The sequence below is a fragment of the Mycobacterium sp. 852002-53434_SCH5985345 genome (assembly GCF_001667155.1).
Classification (GTDB): Bacteria; Actinomycetota; Actinomycetes; order Mycobacteriales; family Mycobacteriaceae; genus Mycobacterium.
On sequence record NZ_LZIE01000005.1, the window covers coordinates 20,925 to 38,885 of the forward strand.

The following is a 17,961-nucleotide window of genomic DNA, read 5'->3' on the forward strand; positions in this document are numbered from 1 at the left end:
GCCGCTCACGGCACCCCGCGTCGAAACAGGTTGCTGCTCAACGCCTTTACCGTCCGGGTCAGCTTTCGGCCGGTTCCGGGGTAGCGGCGTCGGCCGGTGCCTCACGACCGAAGAAGAACCCGGCCGTCATCAGGATCAGCGCGGCGGCGTAGGACCACCAGATCGGCACCGCCAGTGCCTCGTTGCCCAGGATGAAGCGGCCGATGGCGATCAGCGAATCGGACGCCGCGAAACACACCGCCCCCACCGCCGTCCAGATCGTCGGCAGCTGCGCCACCAGCGCGGCGCACACCATTGCGGTCAGCACGAGGATGTAGGCCGTCACCGGAAGCCTCAGTTTGTCCAGATGCGGCCAGAACCACGCCAGCAGCGCGATGGTGGCCAGGCACATGGCCACCACGGCGGCGATGCGCGGCTTCGACGGACGCCTCGCCGCCAGGGGCAGGAGCGCGCCCAGGAAGCACAAGTGCGCCAACAGGAATGCGCCCAGGCCCACTACGAAGGACGGCTCCCACCACGGGATCGCCAGCGCCCAGTCGCCGATGGCCGACAGCAGCAGCGCCGGCATCAGCCACCGCCGCTCGCGGACGACGGCGTGGCCGACCGCGGCGGCGGTCAGCAACAACGCCATCGACGCCTTGAACAGCGGCTGGAGCACCCAGTGCCCGGTCAGCTCGGTTCCCGGCGGCGAACCCAGCGCCAACACCGTCAGGTAGACGCCATAGCCGAGCGCCGCCCAGCCGGCCACCACCCAGCCGCCGAAGACCAGACGCGGTGCGTACGGTACGTCCATGCCAAGCTTGGATAACACAGCCGACGAAAAGCCCGCGATCGACCCCATCCTGCAGAAGGTACTGGATGCGGTTCCCTTCCGGCTATCCGCCGACGACGGTGTTGATGCGGCGCGGCAGCGGTTCCGCGACCTGCCACGCCGGCCACTGCATCCCGAGCTGCGCGTCGAAGACCGCGCCATTCCCGGTCCGGCAGGGTCGATCGGCATCCGGATCTATTGGCCGCCAATCGATTCGGGCGTGAGCACCGGTAGTATCGCGCCGCCCGTCGTGCTGTACTTCCACGGCGGCGGGTTCGTCGTGGGTGACCTCGACAGCTACGACGGCACGGCCCGCCAGCACGCGGTGGGCGCCGACGCGATCGTGGTGTCCGTCGACTACCGGTTGGCGCCCGAGCATCCCTACCCCGCCGCCATCGAAGACGCTTGGGCCGCAACGCTTTGGACCGCCGAGCACGCCGGCGAATTGGGCGGTGATCCGAATCGGTTGGCCCTGGCCGGGGATTCAGCCGGCGGAACCATCACGGCCGTAACGGCACAGCGGGCGCGTGATAGCGGCGCACCGCTCATCGCGTTCCAGCTGCTGTGGTATCCCTCCACCATGTGGGACGCCTCGCTGCCGTCCTTCACCGAAAACGCCGCCGCGCCGATCCTGGATGTCAAGGCCGTCGCCGAGTTCTCGCGTTGGTACGCGGGCGAAGTCGACTTATCCGCCCCGCCACCGGGTATGGCGCCGGGACGCGCCGCGGACGTGTCCAACCTGCCGCCCGCCTACATCGCCGTCGCGGGTCACGACCCGCTGCGCGACGACGGCATTCGGTACGGCGAGCGGCTGGCCGAAGCGGGCGTTTTGGTCGAGGTGCACAACGCCGAGAACCTGGTGCACGGCTATCTCGGTTACGGCGGTGTGGTGCCCGCGGCCACCGCCGCGATGGAACGCGGGTTGAGCGCCCTGCGAACCGGGCTGCGCGGGTAAATGTGGGGCGTACGGTGAATCCATGACGGAGCCCACCTTCGCCCGACCCGGCATCGATCCGACGTTCAAGGCGTTGCTCGACGCCTTCCCGATGACCTTCAGCGCGGCCGACGGCGTGGAGGTTGCACGCTCGCGCCTGCGGTTGCTCCAGGTGCCGCCCGAAATGCTGCCGGACCTGCGCATCGAGGACCGCATGATCGGTCACGGGGGGCTCACCGACATCCCCGTGCGCATCTACTGGCCGCCCCTGGAGCCGGAGGAGGCGTTGCCCGTCGTCGTCTTCTACCACGGCGGCGGCTTCTGCCTCGGCGGCCTGGACACCCACGACCCCCTGGCCCGCGCGCACGCCGTCGGCGCCGAGGCCATCGTGGTGTCCGTCGACTACCGGCTGGCGCCCGAGCATCCGTTCCCGGCCGGGGTCAACGACTCCTGGGCGGCGTTGCAGTGGGTCGCCGAGCACGCCGCCGAGCTGGGCGGCGACCCCACCCGCATCGCGGTCGCCGGCGACTCGGCCGGCGGCAACCTGGCCGCCGTGATGGCGCATCTGGCCAACGAGAACGCCGGACCCGAGCTCAGCTTCCAGCTGCTGTGGTACCCGGTCGTCACCGCGGACCTGTCGCTGCCGTCGTACACCGAAAACGCCAACGCACCCATCCTGGACCGCGACGTCATCGACGCGTTCCTGTCCTGGTATCTGCCCGACCTCGACATCAGTGACCCGACGGCGCTGCCCGTCACCCTCGCCCCGGCGAACGCGACGGACCTGTCCGGGTTGCCGCCCGCCTACATCGGGACCGCCGAACACGATCCGCTGCGCGACGACGGGGCGCGCTACGCCGAGCTGCTGGACAGCGCCGGCGTGCCCGCGGAATTGAGCAACGAACCGAACCTGGTGCACGGCTACGCCAGCTTCGCTCTGGTGATACCCGCGGCCGGCGATGCCACCGACCGGGGGCTGGCCGCACTCAAGAAGGCACTCCACCCCTAGGCGGACACCGATGAGCAGCACTCCCGACTACCACACGCTGATCGTGGGCGCCGGCTTCTCCGGAATCGGCGCCGCCATCAAGCTCGACAACGCCGGACTGTCGAACTATCTCGTCGTCGAGGCTGGCGACGGGGTCGGCGGGACGTGGCACTGGAACACCTATCCCGGTATCGCCGTGGACATTCCGTCGTTCTCCTACCAGTTCTCCTTCGAGCAGAGCCCGGATTGGTCGCGGACCTACGCGCGGGGGCGCGAGCTCAAGGCGTATGCGGAACACTGCGTCGACAAATACGGGCTCCGATCCCGAATCCGGTTGAACACCAAAGTGCAAGCCGCCGAGTTCGACGACGAGCATTGCCTGTGGCGGGTGCAGACCGACCCCGGCGGCACGGTGACTGCCCGATTCCTGATCAGCGCCTGCGGGGTGCTCACCGTCCCCAACCTGCCCGACATCGACGGCGTGGACAGCTTCGGCGGCATCACGATGCACACCGCGCGCTGGGATCACGACCAGGACCTGAGCGGCAAGCGCGTCGCGATCATCGGCACCGGCGCCTCGGCCGTCCAGGTCATTCCCGAAATCGCGCCGATTGTCAAGCAGCTCACCATTTTTCAGCGCACCCCGATCTGGTGCTTCCCCAAGCTGGACGTCGCGCTGCCCGCACCGGCCCGCTGGGCGATGCGGATCCCCGGGGGAAAGGTCGTGCAGCGGTTACTGAGCCAGGCCTTCGTCGAAGTCACCTTCCCGATCTCCGCGCACTATTTCACGGTCATCCCGCTGGCCAAGAGGATGGAGTCGGCGGGGCTGGCCTATCTGCGCAAACAGGTTCACGACCCGACGGTGCGCGATCAACTCACCCCGCGCTACGCGGTCGGCTGCAAGCGCCCCGGCTTCCACAACGAGTACCTGGCCACGTTCAACCGGGACAACGTGCGGCTGGTCACCGAGCCGATCGACAAGATAACGCCGTCGGCCGTGGCCACCACCGACGGCGCGGACCACGAAGTCGACGTGCTGATCCTGGCCACCGGGTTCAAAGTGATGGACCCCGACGACGTCCCGACGTTCGCGGTCACCGGAAGCGGCGGCAAATCCCTGAGCCGGTTCTGGGACGAACACCGGCTGCAGGCCTACGAGGGCGTCAGCATCCCCGATTTCCCCAACCTGTTCACGGTGTTCGGCCCCTACGGCTACGTCGGCTCGTCATATTTCGCGCTCATCGAGACGCAAACCCACCACATCGTGCGGTGCCTGAAACGGGCCGAGCGCCAGGGCGCGACGCGCGTCGAGGTCACCGAGGAAGCCAACGACCGGTACTTCGACGAGATGATGCGCCGACGGCACCGGCAGATCTTCTGGCAGGACAGCTGCCGGCTCGCCAACAGCTACTACTTCGACAAGAACGGCGACGTGCCGCTGCGCCCCACCACCACGGTGGAGGCCTATTGGCGCAGCCGGCGGTTCGACCTCGACGACTACCGATTCACCGGCTGACGCCGGTGCCCGCGAACGGACGCAAAATCACCGTTTGCCTTGGTGATTCACGCGATTTCGGGTCTTATCGTCGAGTCCCCTAGACGGCGCGCTTGAGGTCGTCGACCTTGTTCAGCTGCTCCCACGGCAGCTCGATGTCGGTGCGGCCGAAGTGGCCGTAGGCGGCGGTCTGCGCGTAGATCGGGCGTAGCAGGTCCAAATCGCGGATGATGGCGCCGGGACGCAGGTCGAACACCTCCGGGACGATCTTCTCGATCTTGACCGGGTCGACCGTGGCGGTGCCGAAGGTCTCGACGAACAAGCCGACGGGGGCGGCTTTGCCGATGGCGTAGGCCACCTGCACCTCGACCCGCTCCGCCAGGCCGGCGGCGACGATGTTCTTGGCCACCCAGCGCATCGCGTAGGCCGCCGAGCGGTCCACCTTGGACGGATCCTTGCCGGAGAAGGCGCCGCCACCGTGGCGGGCCCACCCGCCGTACGTGTCGACGATGATCTTGCGGCCGGTCAGCCCCGCGTCGCCCATCGGGCCGCCCAGGACGAACTTGCCGGTCGGGTTGAAGAGCAACCGCGTCGACGAGGTGTCCAACGTGTCGTGTGCCAAATCGTCGAGGACGGTGTTGACCACCTTTTCCCGGAGATCGGGGGTCAGGGTGTGCTCCAGGTCGATGTCGGCCGCGTGCTGGGTGGAGATCACCACGGTGTCGAGGCGGACCGGAACGTTGTCCTCGTATTCGATGGTGACCTGAGTCTTGCCGTCCGGGCGAAGGTAGGGCAGGACGCCGTTCTTGCGCACCTCGGTCAGCCGCCGGGACAGGCGGTGGGCCAGCGCGATGGGCAGCGGCATCAGTTCGGGGGTGTCGGCGATCGCGTAGCCGAACATCAAACCCTGGTCACCGGCGCCCTGCGCGTCCAGCGGGTCCTGCTCACCCTCGACCCGGGCCTCGTAGGCGGTGTCGACGCCCTGGGCGATGTCGGGCGATTGCGCGCCGATGCCGATGTTCACCCCGCACGACGCCCCGTCGAAACCCTTGTCCGACGAGTCGTAGCCGATCTCGAGGATGCGCTCGCGGACCGTGTTGGTGATGTCGGCGAATGCCTCCTTCGCCGTCGTCGTCACCTCGCCGACGACGTGCACCTGGCCGGTGGTCACCAGCGTCTCGACCGCGACACGTGAGCGGGGGTCCTGCGCCAGCAGGGCGTCGAGGACCGAGTCGCTGATCGCGTCGCAGATCTTGTCGGGATGTCCCTCAGTCACCGACTCACTGGTAAACAGGCGACCATTTTCGCTCACAATCTCAATCCTTCCGAATAATTAGTTAGCCGAATTATATCGGCGGGCGTCGTCCGGCCAGCACCTGGCCTGGCGCCACAGGAGAACCGAACCTTATTACCCGCCGCCATGCAGGAACGTGGCGATCGCATCCACGATACGACTGGCCATCAGCGTCTTGGAGCCATGCTGCAGTGCGGACTCGGTGCCGTCGGACGCGAGCAGCCACCCGTCGTTGCTGTCCACCTCGAACGCCCTGCCGTCGCCCACCGCGTTGACCACCAACAGGTCGCAGCCCTTGCGGCGCAGCTTGGCGCGAGCGTGAAACAGCACATCGCCGTTGGCATCGCCCGTCTCCGCGGCGAACCCGACGATGGCCCGCATGTTGGGCAGCTCGCCGCTGGCGCGTGCCCGCACCGCGCCGGCCAGCACGTCGTCGTTGCGCACCAGCTCGATCGCCGGTGGCCCTTCGTCACCCTTTTTGATCTTGGCGGCGGAAACCTGCGCGGGCCGGAAGTCGGCGACGGCCGCCGCCATCACCAGCACGTCGGCCGCGGGGGCGTGCTTGGCCACCGCGTCCCCGAGCTGCTCCGCGGAGCTGATGTGGACCACTTCGACGCCGGCGGAACCGATCAGTCCGGCGGTGTGACCGGCGATCAGGGTGACCTCGGCGCCCCGCTGGGCAGCGACGCGGGCCACCGCGTAGCCCTGCTTGCCCGAGCTGCGGTTGCCGATGAAGCGCACCGGGTCGATCGGTTCGCGGGTGCCGCCGGCGGTCACCAGCACCTTGCATCCGGCGAGGTCGTAGGGAAGCGCGTCGTGGCGCTCCAGCAGCAGCTGGGCCAGCGTGGTGATCTCCTCCGCCTCGGGCAGCCGGCCCGAGCCGCTGTCGGCGCCGGTGAGCCGGCCGAACGCGGGTTCCAGCACCACCGCGCCACGGCGCCGCAGCGTCGCCACGTTGTCGACGGTCGCCGGGTGCAACCACATCTCGGTGTGCATCGCCGGCGCGAACAACACCGGGCATCTCGCCGTGAGCAGGGTCGCGGTCAGCAGGTCGTCGGCGCGGCCGTGCACCGCGCGCGCCAGCAGGTCCGCGGTGGCCGGCGCCACCAGAACCAGGTCGGCCTTCTGCCCGAGCTGGACGTGCGGCACCTCCGGGACGTTCTCGAAAACCCCGGTGTGCACCGGCTGGCCGGAGAGCGCCTCGAACGTGGCGGCCCCAACGAACCGCAGCGCGGATTCGGTGGGGATGACGCGGACCAGGTGGCCGGCCTCGGAGAGCTGACGAACGACCGTGCACGCCTTGTAGGCGGCGATGCCACCGGAGACGCCGACGACGATCCGTTTACGGTCCACAGCCTGCCCGGCCCCGTCCTAGTTACTCGCCCTCGGTGTGCTCGAGCAGGTCGGCGTGGATTTCACGCAGGGCGATCGACAGCGGCTTCTCCTGAAGCCCCGGCTCGACCAGCGGCCCAACGTATTCGAGGATGCCCTCGCCGAGCTGGTTGTAGTAATCGTTGATCTGGCGGGCCCGCTTGGCGGCGTAAATCACCAGGGCGTACTTGCTCGACACGCGGTCCAGCAGCTCGTCGATGGGCGGGTTGGTGATGCCCAGCGGGGTGTCGTAGGCGCCCTGCCCTCCGGCAGAGGGGTCAAACCGATCGGGGACGGCGGCCAACGCGGCGTCGGACTGCGGAATGGTCACTTAGGTCAATCTCCTCAACGTTCGAAGCGGTCAGAGCCCCGAAACGGCTTAACTACCGCTGGCAATTCGATGCTCAGTCTCGATTGGATCTGGTCTGACTGGTCTGGCCGGGCGCTTCATGCCGAGCCGGCGCAGTTTCCACCAGCAAGGATACCAATTCTGCGCACGCAGACTCCAATTGACTGTTGACCACGACCTCGTCGAAGTCGTCCTTGGCCGCCATTTCGACGCGGGCGGTCTCGAGGCGGCGCCGCATGGCCTCCGGTGTTTCGGTGCCGCGGCCGACCAGCCTGGACTCCAGATCTTCCCAGCTGGGTGGGGCCAGGAAAACGGTGATGGCCTCGGGCATCGCCTTCTTGACCGCCCTCGCGCCGGCCAGGTCGACCTCGATGAGCACCGGGATCCCGGCTGCGGTGGCGGTGCGCACCGGCTCGGCCAGGGTGCCGGATCGGTGCAGTCCGCCGTGGATGTCGGCCCACTCCAGCAGCGCGCCGTCGTCGATCAGCTGCTGGAAGCGGGCGGGGCTGACGAAGTGATAATCGACGCCGTCGACCTCGCCCGGCCGCGGCGACCGCGTCGTGGCCGAGACGCTGAAATGCAGGCCCGGTATCCGCTCGCGCAGGCACCGGACCACTGTCGACTTGCCGACCGCGGAGGGACCGGACAGCACGACCACGCGTCCCTTGCCCGATGGCGTGGGACGCGTCCCGTGCTCGACGTCCGGTCCCCCGCCGGCGCTCACTGGCGCTCCCGGGCCGGTGCGCCCACAGGGCGGGTTGGCCGAGGCCGGGTTAGGAGCCGAACTTTTCCAGCAGGGCCTTGCGCTGCCGATCGCCCAGGCCGCGCAGGCGGCGGGTGGGGGCGATCTCCAGCTCGGTCATGATTTCCTGTGCTTTGACCTTGCCCACCTTGGGCAACGCCTCAAGCAGCGCGGAAACCTTCATCTTGCCCAGGACTTCGTCGGTCTCGGCGTCCTTGAGCACCTGCGTGAGGTTGGTGCCGCCGCGCTTCAGCCGGTCCTTGAGCTCTGCTCTCGCTCGACGTGCGGCAGCCGCCTTCTCCAACGCGGCCGCGCGCTGCTCGTCGGTCAACTGGGGAAGGGCCACGATTCCTCCGTATCTGATCAATCAATCTCAATCGATCGCTTTTTGTCTGCGCCGGCACTTCAGCCAGCGCAGACGACCGTACTCAGGCCTCCTGACGAAATCTAACCCGACCCCCTGGTTCGGGGGGCAAACTCCCAGCATGAGCCCCGCGCGCGGCCCGAAAATCCGGTTCGCCGGACGCCACCGACGACGTCCGCGACTGGTGCCGTCCCGCCGGTCGCAGCGCCGTGTCGGGCGCCAAAATCAGGGCTCTGAGCTGCGGTTTTAGCGCACCGGAGCGGCGCGGTGGCCGTCGCCGGGGCGGCGGCGAAGGGCGGTCTCGACGGCCGGAAACCCCTCGTGCCGGGGATCACGCATTTTTCGTCGCGTGTCGCGCGTGTCGCGCTGATGCCTTCCGGCGCGCTTCGACCAGGTGACGATTGCTGGTACCAGCCCCAGCTAATACCGGCCGGGTTACCATCTAGCGGTGTCGAACCTGCGGATCCGTCAGGCCGCTGAGCTGCTCGGAGTCAGCGACGACACCGTCCGGCGATGGATCAACCAAGGATCGTTGTCGGTCAGTCACGACGCGGCCGGCCGCAAGGTCATCGCCAGCGAGGACCTGGCCCGGTTTTCCCGGACCAACGCGCCCGCCCCGCCGCCGGACCCGCTCAGCATCGGCAGCTCGGCCCGCAACCGCTTTGTCGGCCTGGTCACCAAGGTCACCAGCGACAAGGTGATGGCCCAGGTGGAGATGCAGTGCGGGCCGTTCACCGTCGTCTCGCTGATGAGCACCGAGGCCGCCGAGGAATTGCAGCTGCGGCCCGGCAGCGTCGCCGTGGCGGTCGTCAAGGCCACCACGGTGATCGTGGAGACCGCCCGGCCCAGCACGTCGATAGCGTCGGACTGACGCGCGCCTGGGGCCTCGGGCGCGACCCCGGTGGCGTTTCCGGTGCGCAGGGGCCCAGACGGCGCCCAGCGGGGCGTCTAGAGGGCTGCCAGATAGGCCACCGCGTCCAGCATCCGCTCGCCGGCCGCCCTCAGCTCGGGGACTCCCGGCCCGGCGCGCAGCACCTCGCGGGCCACCGCGGGCAGCAGCTGGCCGGGATGCGCCCCACCCAGCCCGGCGAGCGCCTCGGGCCGGCCGCCCTGCACCCCCAGCCCCGGCACCAGGACCGGTCCGCCCAGCGCGCTGAGGTCGGGTGCCTCGAGGACCGTCGCGCCCACCACCACGCCGACGTATCCGGGCCCGGCCGGCGTGGCGGACTTGTTCACCACCGCCGCCTGGTCGACGACCAGCTGGGCGACCGTGCGGCCGTCGAACGTGGCGCGCTGGACGGTCGCCCCCTCGGGGTTGGAGGTGGCCGCCAGCACGAACACGCCACGATCGTGCGCGGCGGCGGTCTCAAGCAGCGGCCGCAGCGAGCCGAACCCCAGGTATGGCGAGGCGGTCACGGCGTCGGCGGCCAGCGGCGAGTCTCCCGCCCAGGCGGCGGCATACGCCGCCATCGTGGTGCCGATGTCGCCGCGCTTCGCGTCGGCCAGAACCAGCACGCCCACCGACCGCAGGGCGGCGATGGTGCGTTCCAGCACTGCGAACCCGGCGGCGCCGTAGGGCTCGAAGAACGCCACCTGGGGCTTGACGACGGCGAACCCGGCGAACGCCTCGACGCAGATGTCGCAGAACGCGGCCAGTCCGTCGGCGGTGGTCGGCAAATCCCACGCGCGTAGCAGCTCGGGGTGCGGGTCGATGCCCACACACAGCGGGCCGCGTTGCGCCTTGGCCTCGGCCAGCCGGAGGCCGAACCGCGTCACCGGATGCCCTCGCTTGGTGCGGCGCCCTGCCCGATGAGGCTGTGCAGTTCTTGCAGGGACCGCACGCCGATGTCGCCGCGGATGCCGGCCTCGATGCCCTGGATGGCGGCCGACGCGCCCTGCACCGTCGTGACGCAGGGGATGTTGACCGACACCGCGGCCGAACGGATCTCGTAGCCGTCGATGCGGGGGCCGGAATTGCCGTAGGGCGTGTTGATCACCATGTCGACCTCACCGGCCTTGATCGCGTCGACGGCGGACACCGCCGGGCGGCCCGGCTGCGCCGGCTCGAAGTGCTTACGCACCTCGTCGCAGGGAATCCCGTTGCGGCGCAACATCTCCGCGGTGCCCTCGGTGGCCAGGACGCGGAAGCCCAGGTCGGCGAGGCGCTTGACGGGGAACACCAGCGACCGCTTGTCCCGGTTGGCGACCGAGACGAAGATGGTGCCCTCGGCCGGCAGCGACCCGTACGCGGCGGTCTGGCTCTTGGCGAAGGCGCTGCCGAAGTCGCGGTCGATGCCCATCACCTCGCCGGTCGACTTCATCTCGGGGCCCAGCAGTGAGTCGATGGCGGCCCCGTCGGCGCGGCGGAAGCGGTGGAACGGCAACACCGCCTCCTTCACCGCGATCGGGGCGTTCTGCGCCGCGTGGGCGCCATCCCCGGAGGCCGCCAGCAGGCCTTCGGCGCGGAGCTGGGGAATGGTGGCGCCCAACATGATCCGGGCGCACGCCTTGGCGAGCGGGATCGCGGTGGCCTTGGATACGAACGGCACCGTGCGGCTGGCGCGCGGGTTGGCCTCCAGGACGTAGAGCACGTCGTCCTTCAGGGCGTACTGCACGTTGAGCAGCCCGATCACCCCGATGCCATGCGCGATGGCCTGCGTCGCGTGGCGCACCTTCTCGATGTCGCTGCGGCCCAACGTGACCGGCGGCAACGCGCACGCCGAGTCACCGGAGTGGATGCCGGCCTCCTCGATGTGCTCCATGATCCCGCCGATGTAGACCTCGCTGCCGTCGCACAGCGCGTCGACGTCGATCTCCACCGCGTCCTCGAGGAAGCGGTCGACGAGCACCGGGTGTTCGGGTGAGAGCTCGGTGGCGCGGGTGATGTAGCCCTCCAGCGTCTCCTCGTCGTAGACGATCTCCATCCCGCGTCCGCCCAGCACGTATGACGGTCGCACCAGCACCGGATAACCGATCTCGTCGGCGATCCGGCGAGCCTGCGCGAAAGTCGTTGCCATGCCGTATTTCGGCGCCGGCAAGCCGGCGCCCAGCAGCACGTCGCCGAAGGCGCCGCGGTCCTCGGCCAAATCGATCGCCTCCGGCGGGGTGCCCACGATCGGGACCCCGGCGTCGGCGAGGCGCTGCGCCAGCCCGAGCGGGGTCTGGCCGCCCAGTTGCACGATGACGCCGACCACCCCTGGGCCGGCGCCGGCCGACTGCTGCTCGGCGCGGACCACCTCGCAGACGTCCTCGAACGTCAGCGGCTCGAAGTACAGCCGGTCGGCGGTGTCGTAGTCGGTGGACACCGTCTCGGGGTTGCAGTTGACCATCACGGTCTCAAAACCGGCCTGGCTCAACGTGGTTGCCGCGTGCACGCAGCTGTAGTCGAATTCGATGCCCTGCCCGATGCGGTTGGGTCCGGACCCGAGGATCAGCACCTTGGGCCGCTCGGTCTGCGGGGCCACCTCCGTCTCGGCCGCCGGGTCGAGTTCGTAGCTGCTGTAGTGGTAGGGCGTCTTGGCCTCGAACTCCGCCGCGCAGGTGTCCACCGTCTTGTACACCGGGTGGATGCCCAGCCGCGAACGCAGCGAGCGCACGCCGTTCTCCCCCGCCAACTCGGGCCGCAGCGCGGCGATCTGGCGGTCCGACAGCCCGTTGTGCTTGGCCCGGCGCAGTAGGTCGGTGTCGAGCACCGGGGCGTCGAGCAGCTCGGTGCGCAGCTTGCCCAGCTCGCCGATCTGGGCGACGAACCATGGGTCTACGCCGCTGGCCTCGGCCACCTGCTCGACCGAGGCGCCCAGCCGCAGCGCCAATTCGATGTCGTAGAGCCGGCCCTCGGTCGCGGTGCGCAGCCGGTCGAGCACCTCGTGGACGTCCCCGTCCGGGTCCGGCTTGGTCCAGAAACCCGCACGGGTGGTCTCCAGCGATCGCATCACCTTGCCGAGCGCCTCGATAAAGTTGCGGCCCAACGACATTGCCTCGCCCACGGACTTCATCGTGGTGGTCAGGGTGGGGTCCGCCCCGGGAAACTTCTCGAACGCGAACCGCGGCGCCTTGACGACGACGTAGTCGAGTGTGGGCTCGAAGCAGGCCGGCGTTTCCTTGGTGATGTCGTTGACGATCTCGTCGAGGCTGTACCCGATGGCCAGCTTGGCCGCGATCTTGGCGATCGGGAAGCCGGTGGCCTTGGACGCCAGCGCGCTGGACCGCGACACCCGGGGATTCATCTCGATGACGATCAGCCGGCCGTCGGTCGGGTTGATCGCGAACTGGATGTTGCAGCCGCCGGTGTCCACCCCGACTTCGCGCAGGATCGCGATGCCCAGGTCCCGCATCCGCTGGTATTCCCGGTCGGTCAGCGTCATGGCCGGCGCGACGGTGACCGAGTCACCGGTGTGCACGCCCATCGGGTCGAAGTTCTCGATCGAGCACACCACGACCACGTTGTCGTTGCCGTCGCGCATCAGCTCGAGCTCGAATTCCTTCCAGCCGTAGATCGACTCCTCGATCAGCACGTTGGCGCTGGGGCTTTCGGCCAGGCCGGCGCCGGCCATCCGGTCGACCTCCTCGACGGATCGCGCCATGCCCGAGCCGAGGCCGCCCATGGTGAAGCTGGGCCGCACCACGACCGGCAGGCCGAGTTCATCCACGGTCTCGCGGACCTCTTCCATGGTGAAACACACTCGGCTGCGGGCGGATTCACCGCCGACCTTGGCGACGATGTCCTTGAACATCTGCCGGTCTTCGCCGCGCTGGATGGCGTCGATGTCGGCCCCGATGAGCTCGACACCGTGCCGCTCCAGCGCCCCGTTCTCGTACAGCGCGACCGCGGTGTTGAGCGCGGTCTGCCCGCCCAGCGTGGCCAGCAGCGCGTCGATCTTGTTGCCGCGCTCGGCCTGCTGGGCGATCACCCGCTCCACGAACGCCGGGGTGATGGGCTCGACGTAGGTGTGGTCGGCGTACTCCGGGTCGGTCATGATGGTGGCCGGATTGGAGTTGATCAGGCTGACCTGCAGCCCCTCCGCTCGCAGCACCCGGCAGGCCTGGGTACCGGAGTAATCGAATTCGGCCGCCTGGCCGATGACGATCGGCCCCGAACCGATCACCAGCACGTGACGCAAGTCGGTGCGACGCGGCACTAGCGCCCCCTTTCGCTTTGTTGGGCGGCCATCAGCTCGATGAATTGGTCGAACAGGTATTCCGCGTCGTGGGGCCCGGCGGCGGCCTCGGGGTGATACTGCACCGAGAACGCCCGCCCGTCAGCGAGTTTGACGCCCTCGACCACACCGTCGTTGGCGCAGGTGTGGCTGACGACGGCCTGCCCGAACGGCGTGTCGAAGGATTGGCCCGCCTCGCCTTCCAGCGCGAAGCCGTGATTTTGTGCGGTCACCGCCACCCGCCCGGTGGCGTGGTCCATGACCGGGATGTTGATGCCGCGGTGACCGAAGACCATCTTGTACGTGGACAGGCCCAGCGCCCGGCCCAGGATCTGGTTGCCGAAGCAGATGCCGAACAACGGTATCCCGGCGCCCAGCACCTCGCGGGTGAGCGCGACGACGTGGTCGGCGGTCGCGGGGTCGCCGGGACCGTTGGACAAGAACACGCCGTCGGGCTTGATGTCGGCGATCTGCTCGAAGCTCGTCGACGACGGCAGCACATGGCTGCGGACGCCGCGGCGCGCGAAGTTCCGTGGGGTGTTGGTCTTGATGCCCAGGTCCAGCGCGACCACCGTGAAGCGTTGCGGTCCTTCGGGTTCCACGATGTAGCGCTCCGGGGTGCTGACCTCGCCGGCGAGGTCGGCACCCAGCATGGACTGCTGCCCCCGCACCCGCTCCACCAGCTCGGCCGGATCGGCGAGCGCCGCACCGGAGAACACCCCCGCCTTCATCGATCCGCGGGTGCGCAGGTGGCGCACCACCGCCCGGGTGTCGATGCCGGCGATCCCGACGATGTGCTGGCGCACCAGCTCGTCCTCCAGGGTGCCGGTGGCGCGCCAGTTGGACGCGCGCGGCGACGGGTCGCGCACCGCGTAGCCGGCGACCCAGATCTTGTCGCCCCGGCTCTCACCGTCCTCGGTGTTCCAGCCGGTGTTGCCGATCTGTGGCGCGGTGGCCACCACGATCTGCCGGTGGTAGCTGGGATCGGTCAGCGTCTCCTGGTAGCCGGACATGCCGGTGGAAAACACGGCCTCGCCCAGCGTTTCGCCGACCTTGCCGAACGGCGTGCCGGTGAAGACCCGCCCGTCCTCGAGTACCAGTAGGGCCTTGTTCGTCACGCTGCTTCCTCTTTCAGCCACTCGGCGTAGTCGTCGCGGTGGTTGGCGCGAAAGCCGGTGTCGATCTCGACTCCCGATGGCAGCCGCCACCGAATCGCCAATATCCCGATCCGGGCCGGCGCCCTGCCTCCCATGCTGCGCTCCATCCGGATAGCGCTGATCGAGTCCTCCGGAATCCAAATCGGTTTGGCCCGCAGCCGTTCCACCATGATTCCGCCGGAGTAGCGGGTCAGCACCCCTTTGCTTCGGTAACCCAGATCGCCGGCCGCGATCCGCTCGTTCCAATCCGGCGCCATCATGGAACCGCAATAGTGGCCGCGGGTGGTGGCGATCACCGCGCCCACCTGGTCGGGCACGTCGGGCAGGTCGCCGATCAGCTCCGCCTGCCGCAGCGAGCGGCGCCGCCAGCCGCGCATCATCAGCTGGATCACCACCGCGATCACCACCACCAGCACGGCCGCGAAGATCAGCGACCCCACCAGCGTGCCTGAATTCATACCGGGCACTTCCCGTCTCGAGCGGTGACCTTGCCGCGCAACAGGGTCGCCGTCACGGTGGCGGGCAGGGCCATCGACTCGAATGGCGTGTTGGCCGACCGGCTGGCCAGATCCGATCCGGCGACCGTCCAGGTGGCGTCGGGATCCACCACCGTCAGGTTGGCCGGCTCCCCCACTTCCAGCGGGCGGCCGTGATCGGGCAGCCCGACGATGCGCGCGGGGTTTTCACTCATCACCCGCGCGACGTCGCGCCAGGTCAACAGCCCGGGCGTCACCATCGTCTGCACCACGACCGACAGCGCGGTCTGCAGACCCAGCATGCCGGGTCGGGCAGCGGCGAACTCCACGCACTTCTCGTGCTCGGCGTGCGGGGCATGATCGGTGGCCACACAGTCGATGACACCGTCGGCCAGGGCCTGGCGCAACGCCACCGCGTCGGCGGCCTCGCGCAGCGGCGGGTTGACGCGATTGCGGCCGTCGTAGCTGGCCAGCCTGCCGTCGTCGAGCATCAGGTGATGCGGGGTGACCTCGGCGGTGATCGAGATCCCTTGTTCCTTGGCCCATCTCACGATCTCGACGGTGCCCGCGGTGGACGCGTGGCAGATGTGGACGCGGGCGCCGGCGTCGCGCGCCAGCAGCGCGTCGCGGGCGACGATCGATTCCTCGGCGGCCCGCGGCCATCCCGAAAGCCCCAACCGGGCGGCGGTCGGTCCCTCGTGGGCGACGGCGCCGACGGTCAGCCTGGGTTCCTCGGCGTGCTGGGCGATGAGCACCCCCAGGCCGGTGGCGTACTCGAGGGCGCGGCGCATCACCAGCGGGTCGTGCACGCAGATGCCGTCGTCGGAGAACATCCGGACCTGGCCGGCCCCGGCCGCCATCATGCCCATCTCGGTGAGCTCGGCGCCGGCCAGTCCGACGGTGACGGCGCCGACGGGGTGCACGTCGACCAGGCCGACCTGTTGGCCGCGGTGCCACACGTGGTCGGTGACCACCGGGCTGTCGGCGACCGGGTTGGTGTTGGCCATCGCGAACACCGCGGTGTAGCCGCCCAACGCCGCTGCGGCCGAACCGGTTTCGATGTCCTCGGCGTACTCGCGGCCGGGTTCGCGCAGATGGGTGTGCAGGTCGACCAGTCCCGGCAGCAGCACGTGACCGGTGGCGTCGACGACGTCCGCGGTGTCGGGAATCTCAAGGCCCGCACCGATTTCGGCGATCTGGCCGTCATCGACCAGCACGTCAACCCGATCGCCCTCGCCGTACAATCGGACCCCGCGGATCAGCACGCTCATGCCACGCCCTCTTCTCCTGCGGATTCCGCTCCCACCAGCACATGGAACAGCACCGCCATGCGCACGTGCACACCGTTGGAAACCTGTTGCAGCACGGCCGATTGCGACGAGTCGGCCACCGACGACGCGATCTCCATGCCGCGCAGCATCGGCCCAGGGTGCAGCACTGCGGCGTGGCCGGGCAGCATGGCCTGGCGGCGATCGGAAAGCCCGTAGCGGGCGGAGTATTCGCGCACCGACGGAAAGAAGCCGCCGTTCATCCGCTCGGCCTGCACCCGCAGCATCAACACGGCGTCGGCGGCGGGCAACTCGGCGTCGAAGTCGCCTGTCACGGTGACCGGCCACCCGTCGACCCCGACCGGCAACAGCGTCGGCGGCGCCACCAGCACCACCTCGGCGCCCAGGGTGTTCAGCAGCATGACGTTGGAGCGGGCGACCCGGCTGTGCAGGATGTCGCCGACGATCACGATGCGCCGGCCCTCGATGCCGCCCAGGCGCTGGCGGATGGTGAGCGCATCCAGCAGCGCCTGCGTCGGGTGCTCGTGGGTGCCGTCCCCGGCGTTGATCACCGACGGCCCGGAGTCGTTGCCGGCGCACGTCCAGTCGGCGAGCAGGTGCGCCGCCCCGGACGCCGGATGACGGATGATCAGCGCGTCGGCGCCGGCCGCCCGCAGTGTCAGCGCGGTGTCGCGCAGCGACTCCCCCTTGCCCACCGACGATCCGGCCGCGCTGACGTTGATGACGTCGGCGCTCATCCACTTGCCGGCCACCTCGAACGACACCCGGGTGCGGGTGGAGTTCTCGTAGAACATCGTGATCACGGTGCGGCCGCGCAGCGTCGGCAACTTCTTGATCTCGCGGCCCACCAGCGCCTCGGCGAACCGGTCCGCGTCGTCGAGGATGGCGGTGGCCTCGTCGCGGCTCAGGTCGCCGGCGGCCAGCAGGTGACGCGTCATCGCGAGATCACCACCCCGTCGCGACCGTCCTGCTCGGACAGCAGCACGTGCACGCTCTCGCCGCGGGAGGTGGGGACGTTCTTGCCGACGTAGTCGGCCCGCAGCGGCAGTTCGCGGTGGCCGCGGTCGACCAGTACCGCCAGCTGCACCACCCGCGGACGGCCGACGTCGCGCAGCGCGTCCAGCGCGGAGCGCACCGAGCGCCCGGAGTACAGCACGTCGTCGATGAGGATCACCAGCGCGTCGTCGATGCCGCCGGCGGGGATCGAGGTGGCCTCGAGCGGCCGCGGGGGCTTCTGCATCAGGTCGTCGCGGTAGAGGGTGATGTCGAGCCCGCCGTGGCCGACCTGAACACCGCTGTACTCGGCGATGTTGGTGGCCAGGCGGTTGGCCAGGATCACGCCGCGGGTCGGGATGCCCAACAGCACCACCCGCGGCGCGTCGGGATTATCCAGAGCGGTCTTTTCGGTGATCTGGTGTGCGATACGGGAAATGGTGCGACCCACGTCGGCCGCCGACATCAATTCCCGGGATTCGCGGCCCACGCCGCTCTCACCCAAAGCACCCATACGAGACTTGACCTCCTTCTCCGCCTCG

17 protein-coding genes are annotated in these 17,961 nt (G+C 69.2%); 4 read left to right on the plus strand and 13 right to left on the minus strand.

Going from position 1 to position 17,961, the window contains the following annotated elements:
• Positions 1-58 precede the first annotated feature (58 nt).
• Positions 59-793 carry a lysoplasmalogenase gene (locus A5756_RS00410; RefSeq protein WP_066945125.1) on the minus strand — a complete coding sequence of 245 codons (735 nt, stop codon included), beginning with the start codon at positions 791-793 and terminating at the stop codon, positions 59-61.
• Here A5756_RS00410 and A5756_RS00415 point away from each other — a divergent pair.
• The 3 genes from A5756_RS00415 to A5756_RS00425 are packed head-to-tail and all read left to right on the plus strand — an operon-like array spanning position 792 to position 4,249.
• Positions 792-1,766, plus strand: coding sequence for an alpha/beta hydrolase (locus tag A5756_RS00415; RefSeq protein WP_066945129.1), 975 nt, complete (start codon positions 792-794; stop codon positions 1,764-1,766). The two genes, A5756_RS00410 and A5756_RS00415, sit on opposite strands and share 2 nt — an antisense overlap.
• A 22-nt stretch (positions 1,767-1,788) precedes the next feature.
• A complete protein-coding gene (locus tag A5756_RS00420; protein WP_066945131.1) occupies positions 1,789-2,754 on the plus strand; it encodes an alpha/beta hydrolase in 966 nt (321 codons plus the stop codon).
• A 10-nt stretch (positions 2,755-2,764) separates the two neighbouring features.
• Positions 2,765-4,249, plus strand: coding sequence for an NAD(P)/FAD-dependent oxidoreductase (locus A5756_RS00425; protein ID WP_066945134.1), 1,485 nt, complete (start codon positions 2,765-2,767; stop codon positions 4,247-4,249).
• A gap of 79 nt (positions 4,250-4,328) precedes the next feature.
• Here the strand turns inward: A5756_RS00425 and metK are convergent, their stop codons facing one another.
• From metK to mihF, 5 genes are all read right to left on the minus strand, one after another.
• Positions 4,329-5,540: a methionine adenosyltransferase gene (metK, locus tag A5756_RS00430; RefSeq protein WP_066945137.1), complete on the minus strand. Its 1,212-nt coding sequence runs from the start codon at positions 5,538-5,540 to the stop codon at positions 4,329-4,331.
• 96 nt (positions 5,541-5,636) lie between these two features.
• Positions 5,637-6,875: a bifunctional phosphopantothenoylcysteine decarboxylase/phosphopantothenate--cysteine ligase CoaBC gene (coaBC, locus tag A5756_RS00435; protein WP_066945140.1), complete on the minus strand. Its 1,239-nt coding sequence runs from the start codon at positions 6,873-6,875 to the stop codon at positions 5,637-5,639.
• 22 nt (positions 6,876-6,897) lie between these two features.
• Positions 6,898-7,224: a DNA-directed RNA polymerase subunit omega gene (rpoZ, locus tag A5756_RS00440; protein ID WP_055403752.1), complete on the minus strand. Its 327-nt coding sequence runs from the start codon at positions 7,222-7,224 to the stop codon at positions 6,898-6,900.
• Positions 7,225-7,297: 73 nt separating this feature from the next.
• Complete coding sequence (gmk, locus tag A5756_RS00445) at positions 7,298-7,966, minus strand: guanylate kinase (RefSeq protein ID WP_082959160.1); 669 nt, start codon at positions 7,964-7,966, stop codon at positions 7,298-7,300.
• Positions 7,967-8,015: 49 nt separating this feature from the next.
• Entirely contained in the window at positions 8,016-8,330 is a 315-nt protein-coding gene (gene mihF, locus A5756_RS00450) for an integration host factor, actinobacterial type (RefSeq protein ID WP_007171927.1), read from the minus strand.
• 466 nt (positions 8,331-8,796) lie between these two features.
• Between mihF and A5756_RS00455 the strand changes: the two genes are divergently transcribed.
• Entirely contained in the window at positions 8,797-9,219 is a 423-nt protein-coding gene (locus A5756_RS00455; protein ID WP_066945151.1) for a molybdopterin-binding protein, read from the plus strand.
• Between the two features lie 77 nt (positions 9,220-9,296).
• On the opposite strand, the gene pyrF is transcribed toward A5756_RS00455, so the two are convergent.
• Genes pyrF through pyrR form a run of 7 tightly spaced genes read right to left on the minus strand, consistent with a single transcriptional unit; the run spans position 9,297 to position 17,933 of the window.
• A complete protein-coding gene (gene pyrF / locus A5756_RS00460; RefSeq protein WP_066945154.1) occupies positions 9,297-10,124 on the minus strand; it encodes an orotidine-5'-phosphate decarboxylase in 828 nt (275 codons plus the stop codon).
• Positions 10,121-13,486, minus strand: a complete 3,366-nt coding sequence (gene carB, locus A5756_RS00465; RefSeq protein ID WP_066945157.1) for a carbamoyl-phosphate synthase large subunit — start codon at positions 13,484-13,486, stop codon at positions 10,121-10,123. The genes pyrF and carB overlap by 4 nt, the downstream gene beginning before the upstream one ends.
• The gene (carA, locus tag A5756_RS00470; protein ID WP_066945160.1) at positions 13,486-14,622 is read right to left on the minus strand and encodes a glutamine-hydrolyzing carbamoyl-phosphate synthase small subunit; all 1,137 of its coding nucleotides are present in this window, start codon (positions 14,620-14,622) and stop codon (positions 13,486-13,488) included. Before carA ends, carB begins: the two co-directional genes overlap by 1 nt.
• Positions 14,619-15,119: a transporter gene (locus A5756_RS00475; RefSeq protein ID WP_066945163.1), complete on the minus strand. Its 501-nt coding sequence runs from the start codon at positions 15,117-15,119 to the stop codon at positions 14,619-14,621. Before A5756_RS00475 ends, carA begins: the two co-directional genes overlap by 4 nt.
• On the minus strand, positions 15,116-16,408 hold the full coding sequence (locus tag A5756_RS00480) for a dihydroorotase (protein ID WP_066945166.1): 1,293 nt from the start codon (positions 16,406-16,408) through the stop codon (positions 15,116-15,118). Before A5756_RS00480 ends, A5756_RS00475 begins: the two co-directional genes overlap by 4 nt.
• Entirely contained in the window at positions 16,405-17,364 is a 960-nt protein-coding gene (locus A5756_RS00485; RefSeq protein ID WP_066945169.1) for an aspartate carbamoyltransferase catalytic subunit, read from the minus strand. The genes A5756_RS00480 and A5756_RS00485 overlap by 4 nt, the downstream gene beginning before the upstream one ends.
• Entirely contained in the window at positions 17,361-17,933 is a 573-nt protein-coding gene (pyrR, locus tag A5756_RS00490; RefSeq protein ID WP_066945172.1) for a bifunctional pyr operon transcriptional regulator/uracil phosphoribosyltransferase PyrR, read from the minus strand. Before pyrR ends, A5756_RS00485 begins: the two co-directional genes overlap by 4 nt.
• Positions 17,934-17,961: the final 28 nt, after the last annotated feature.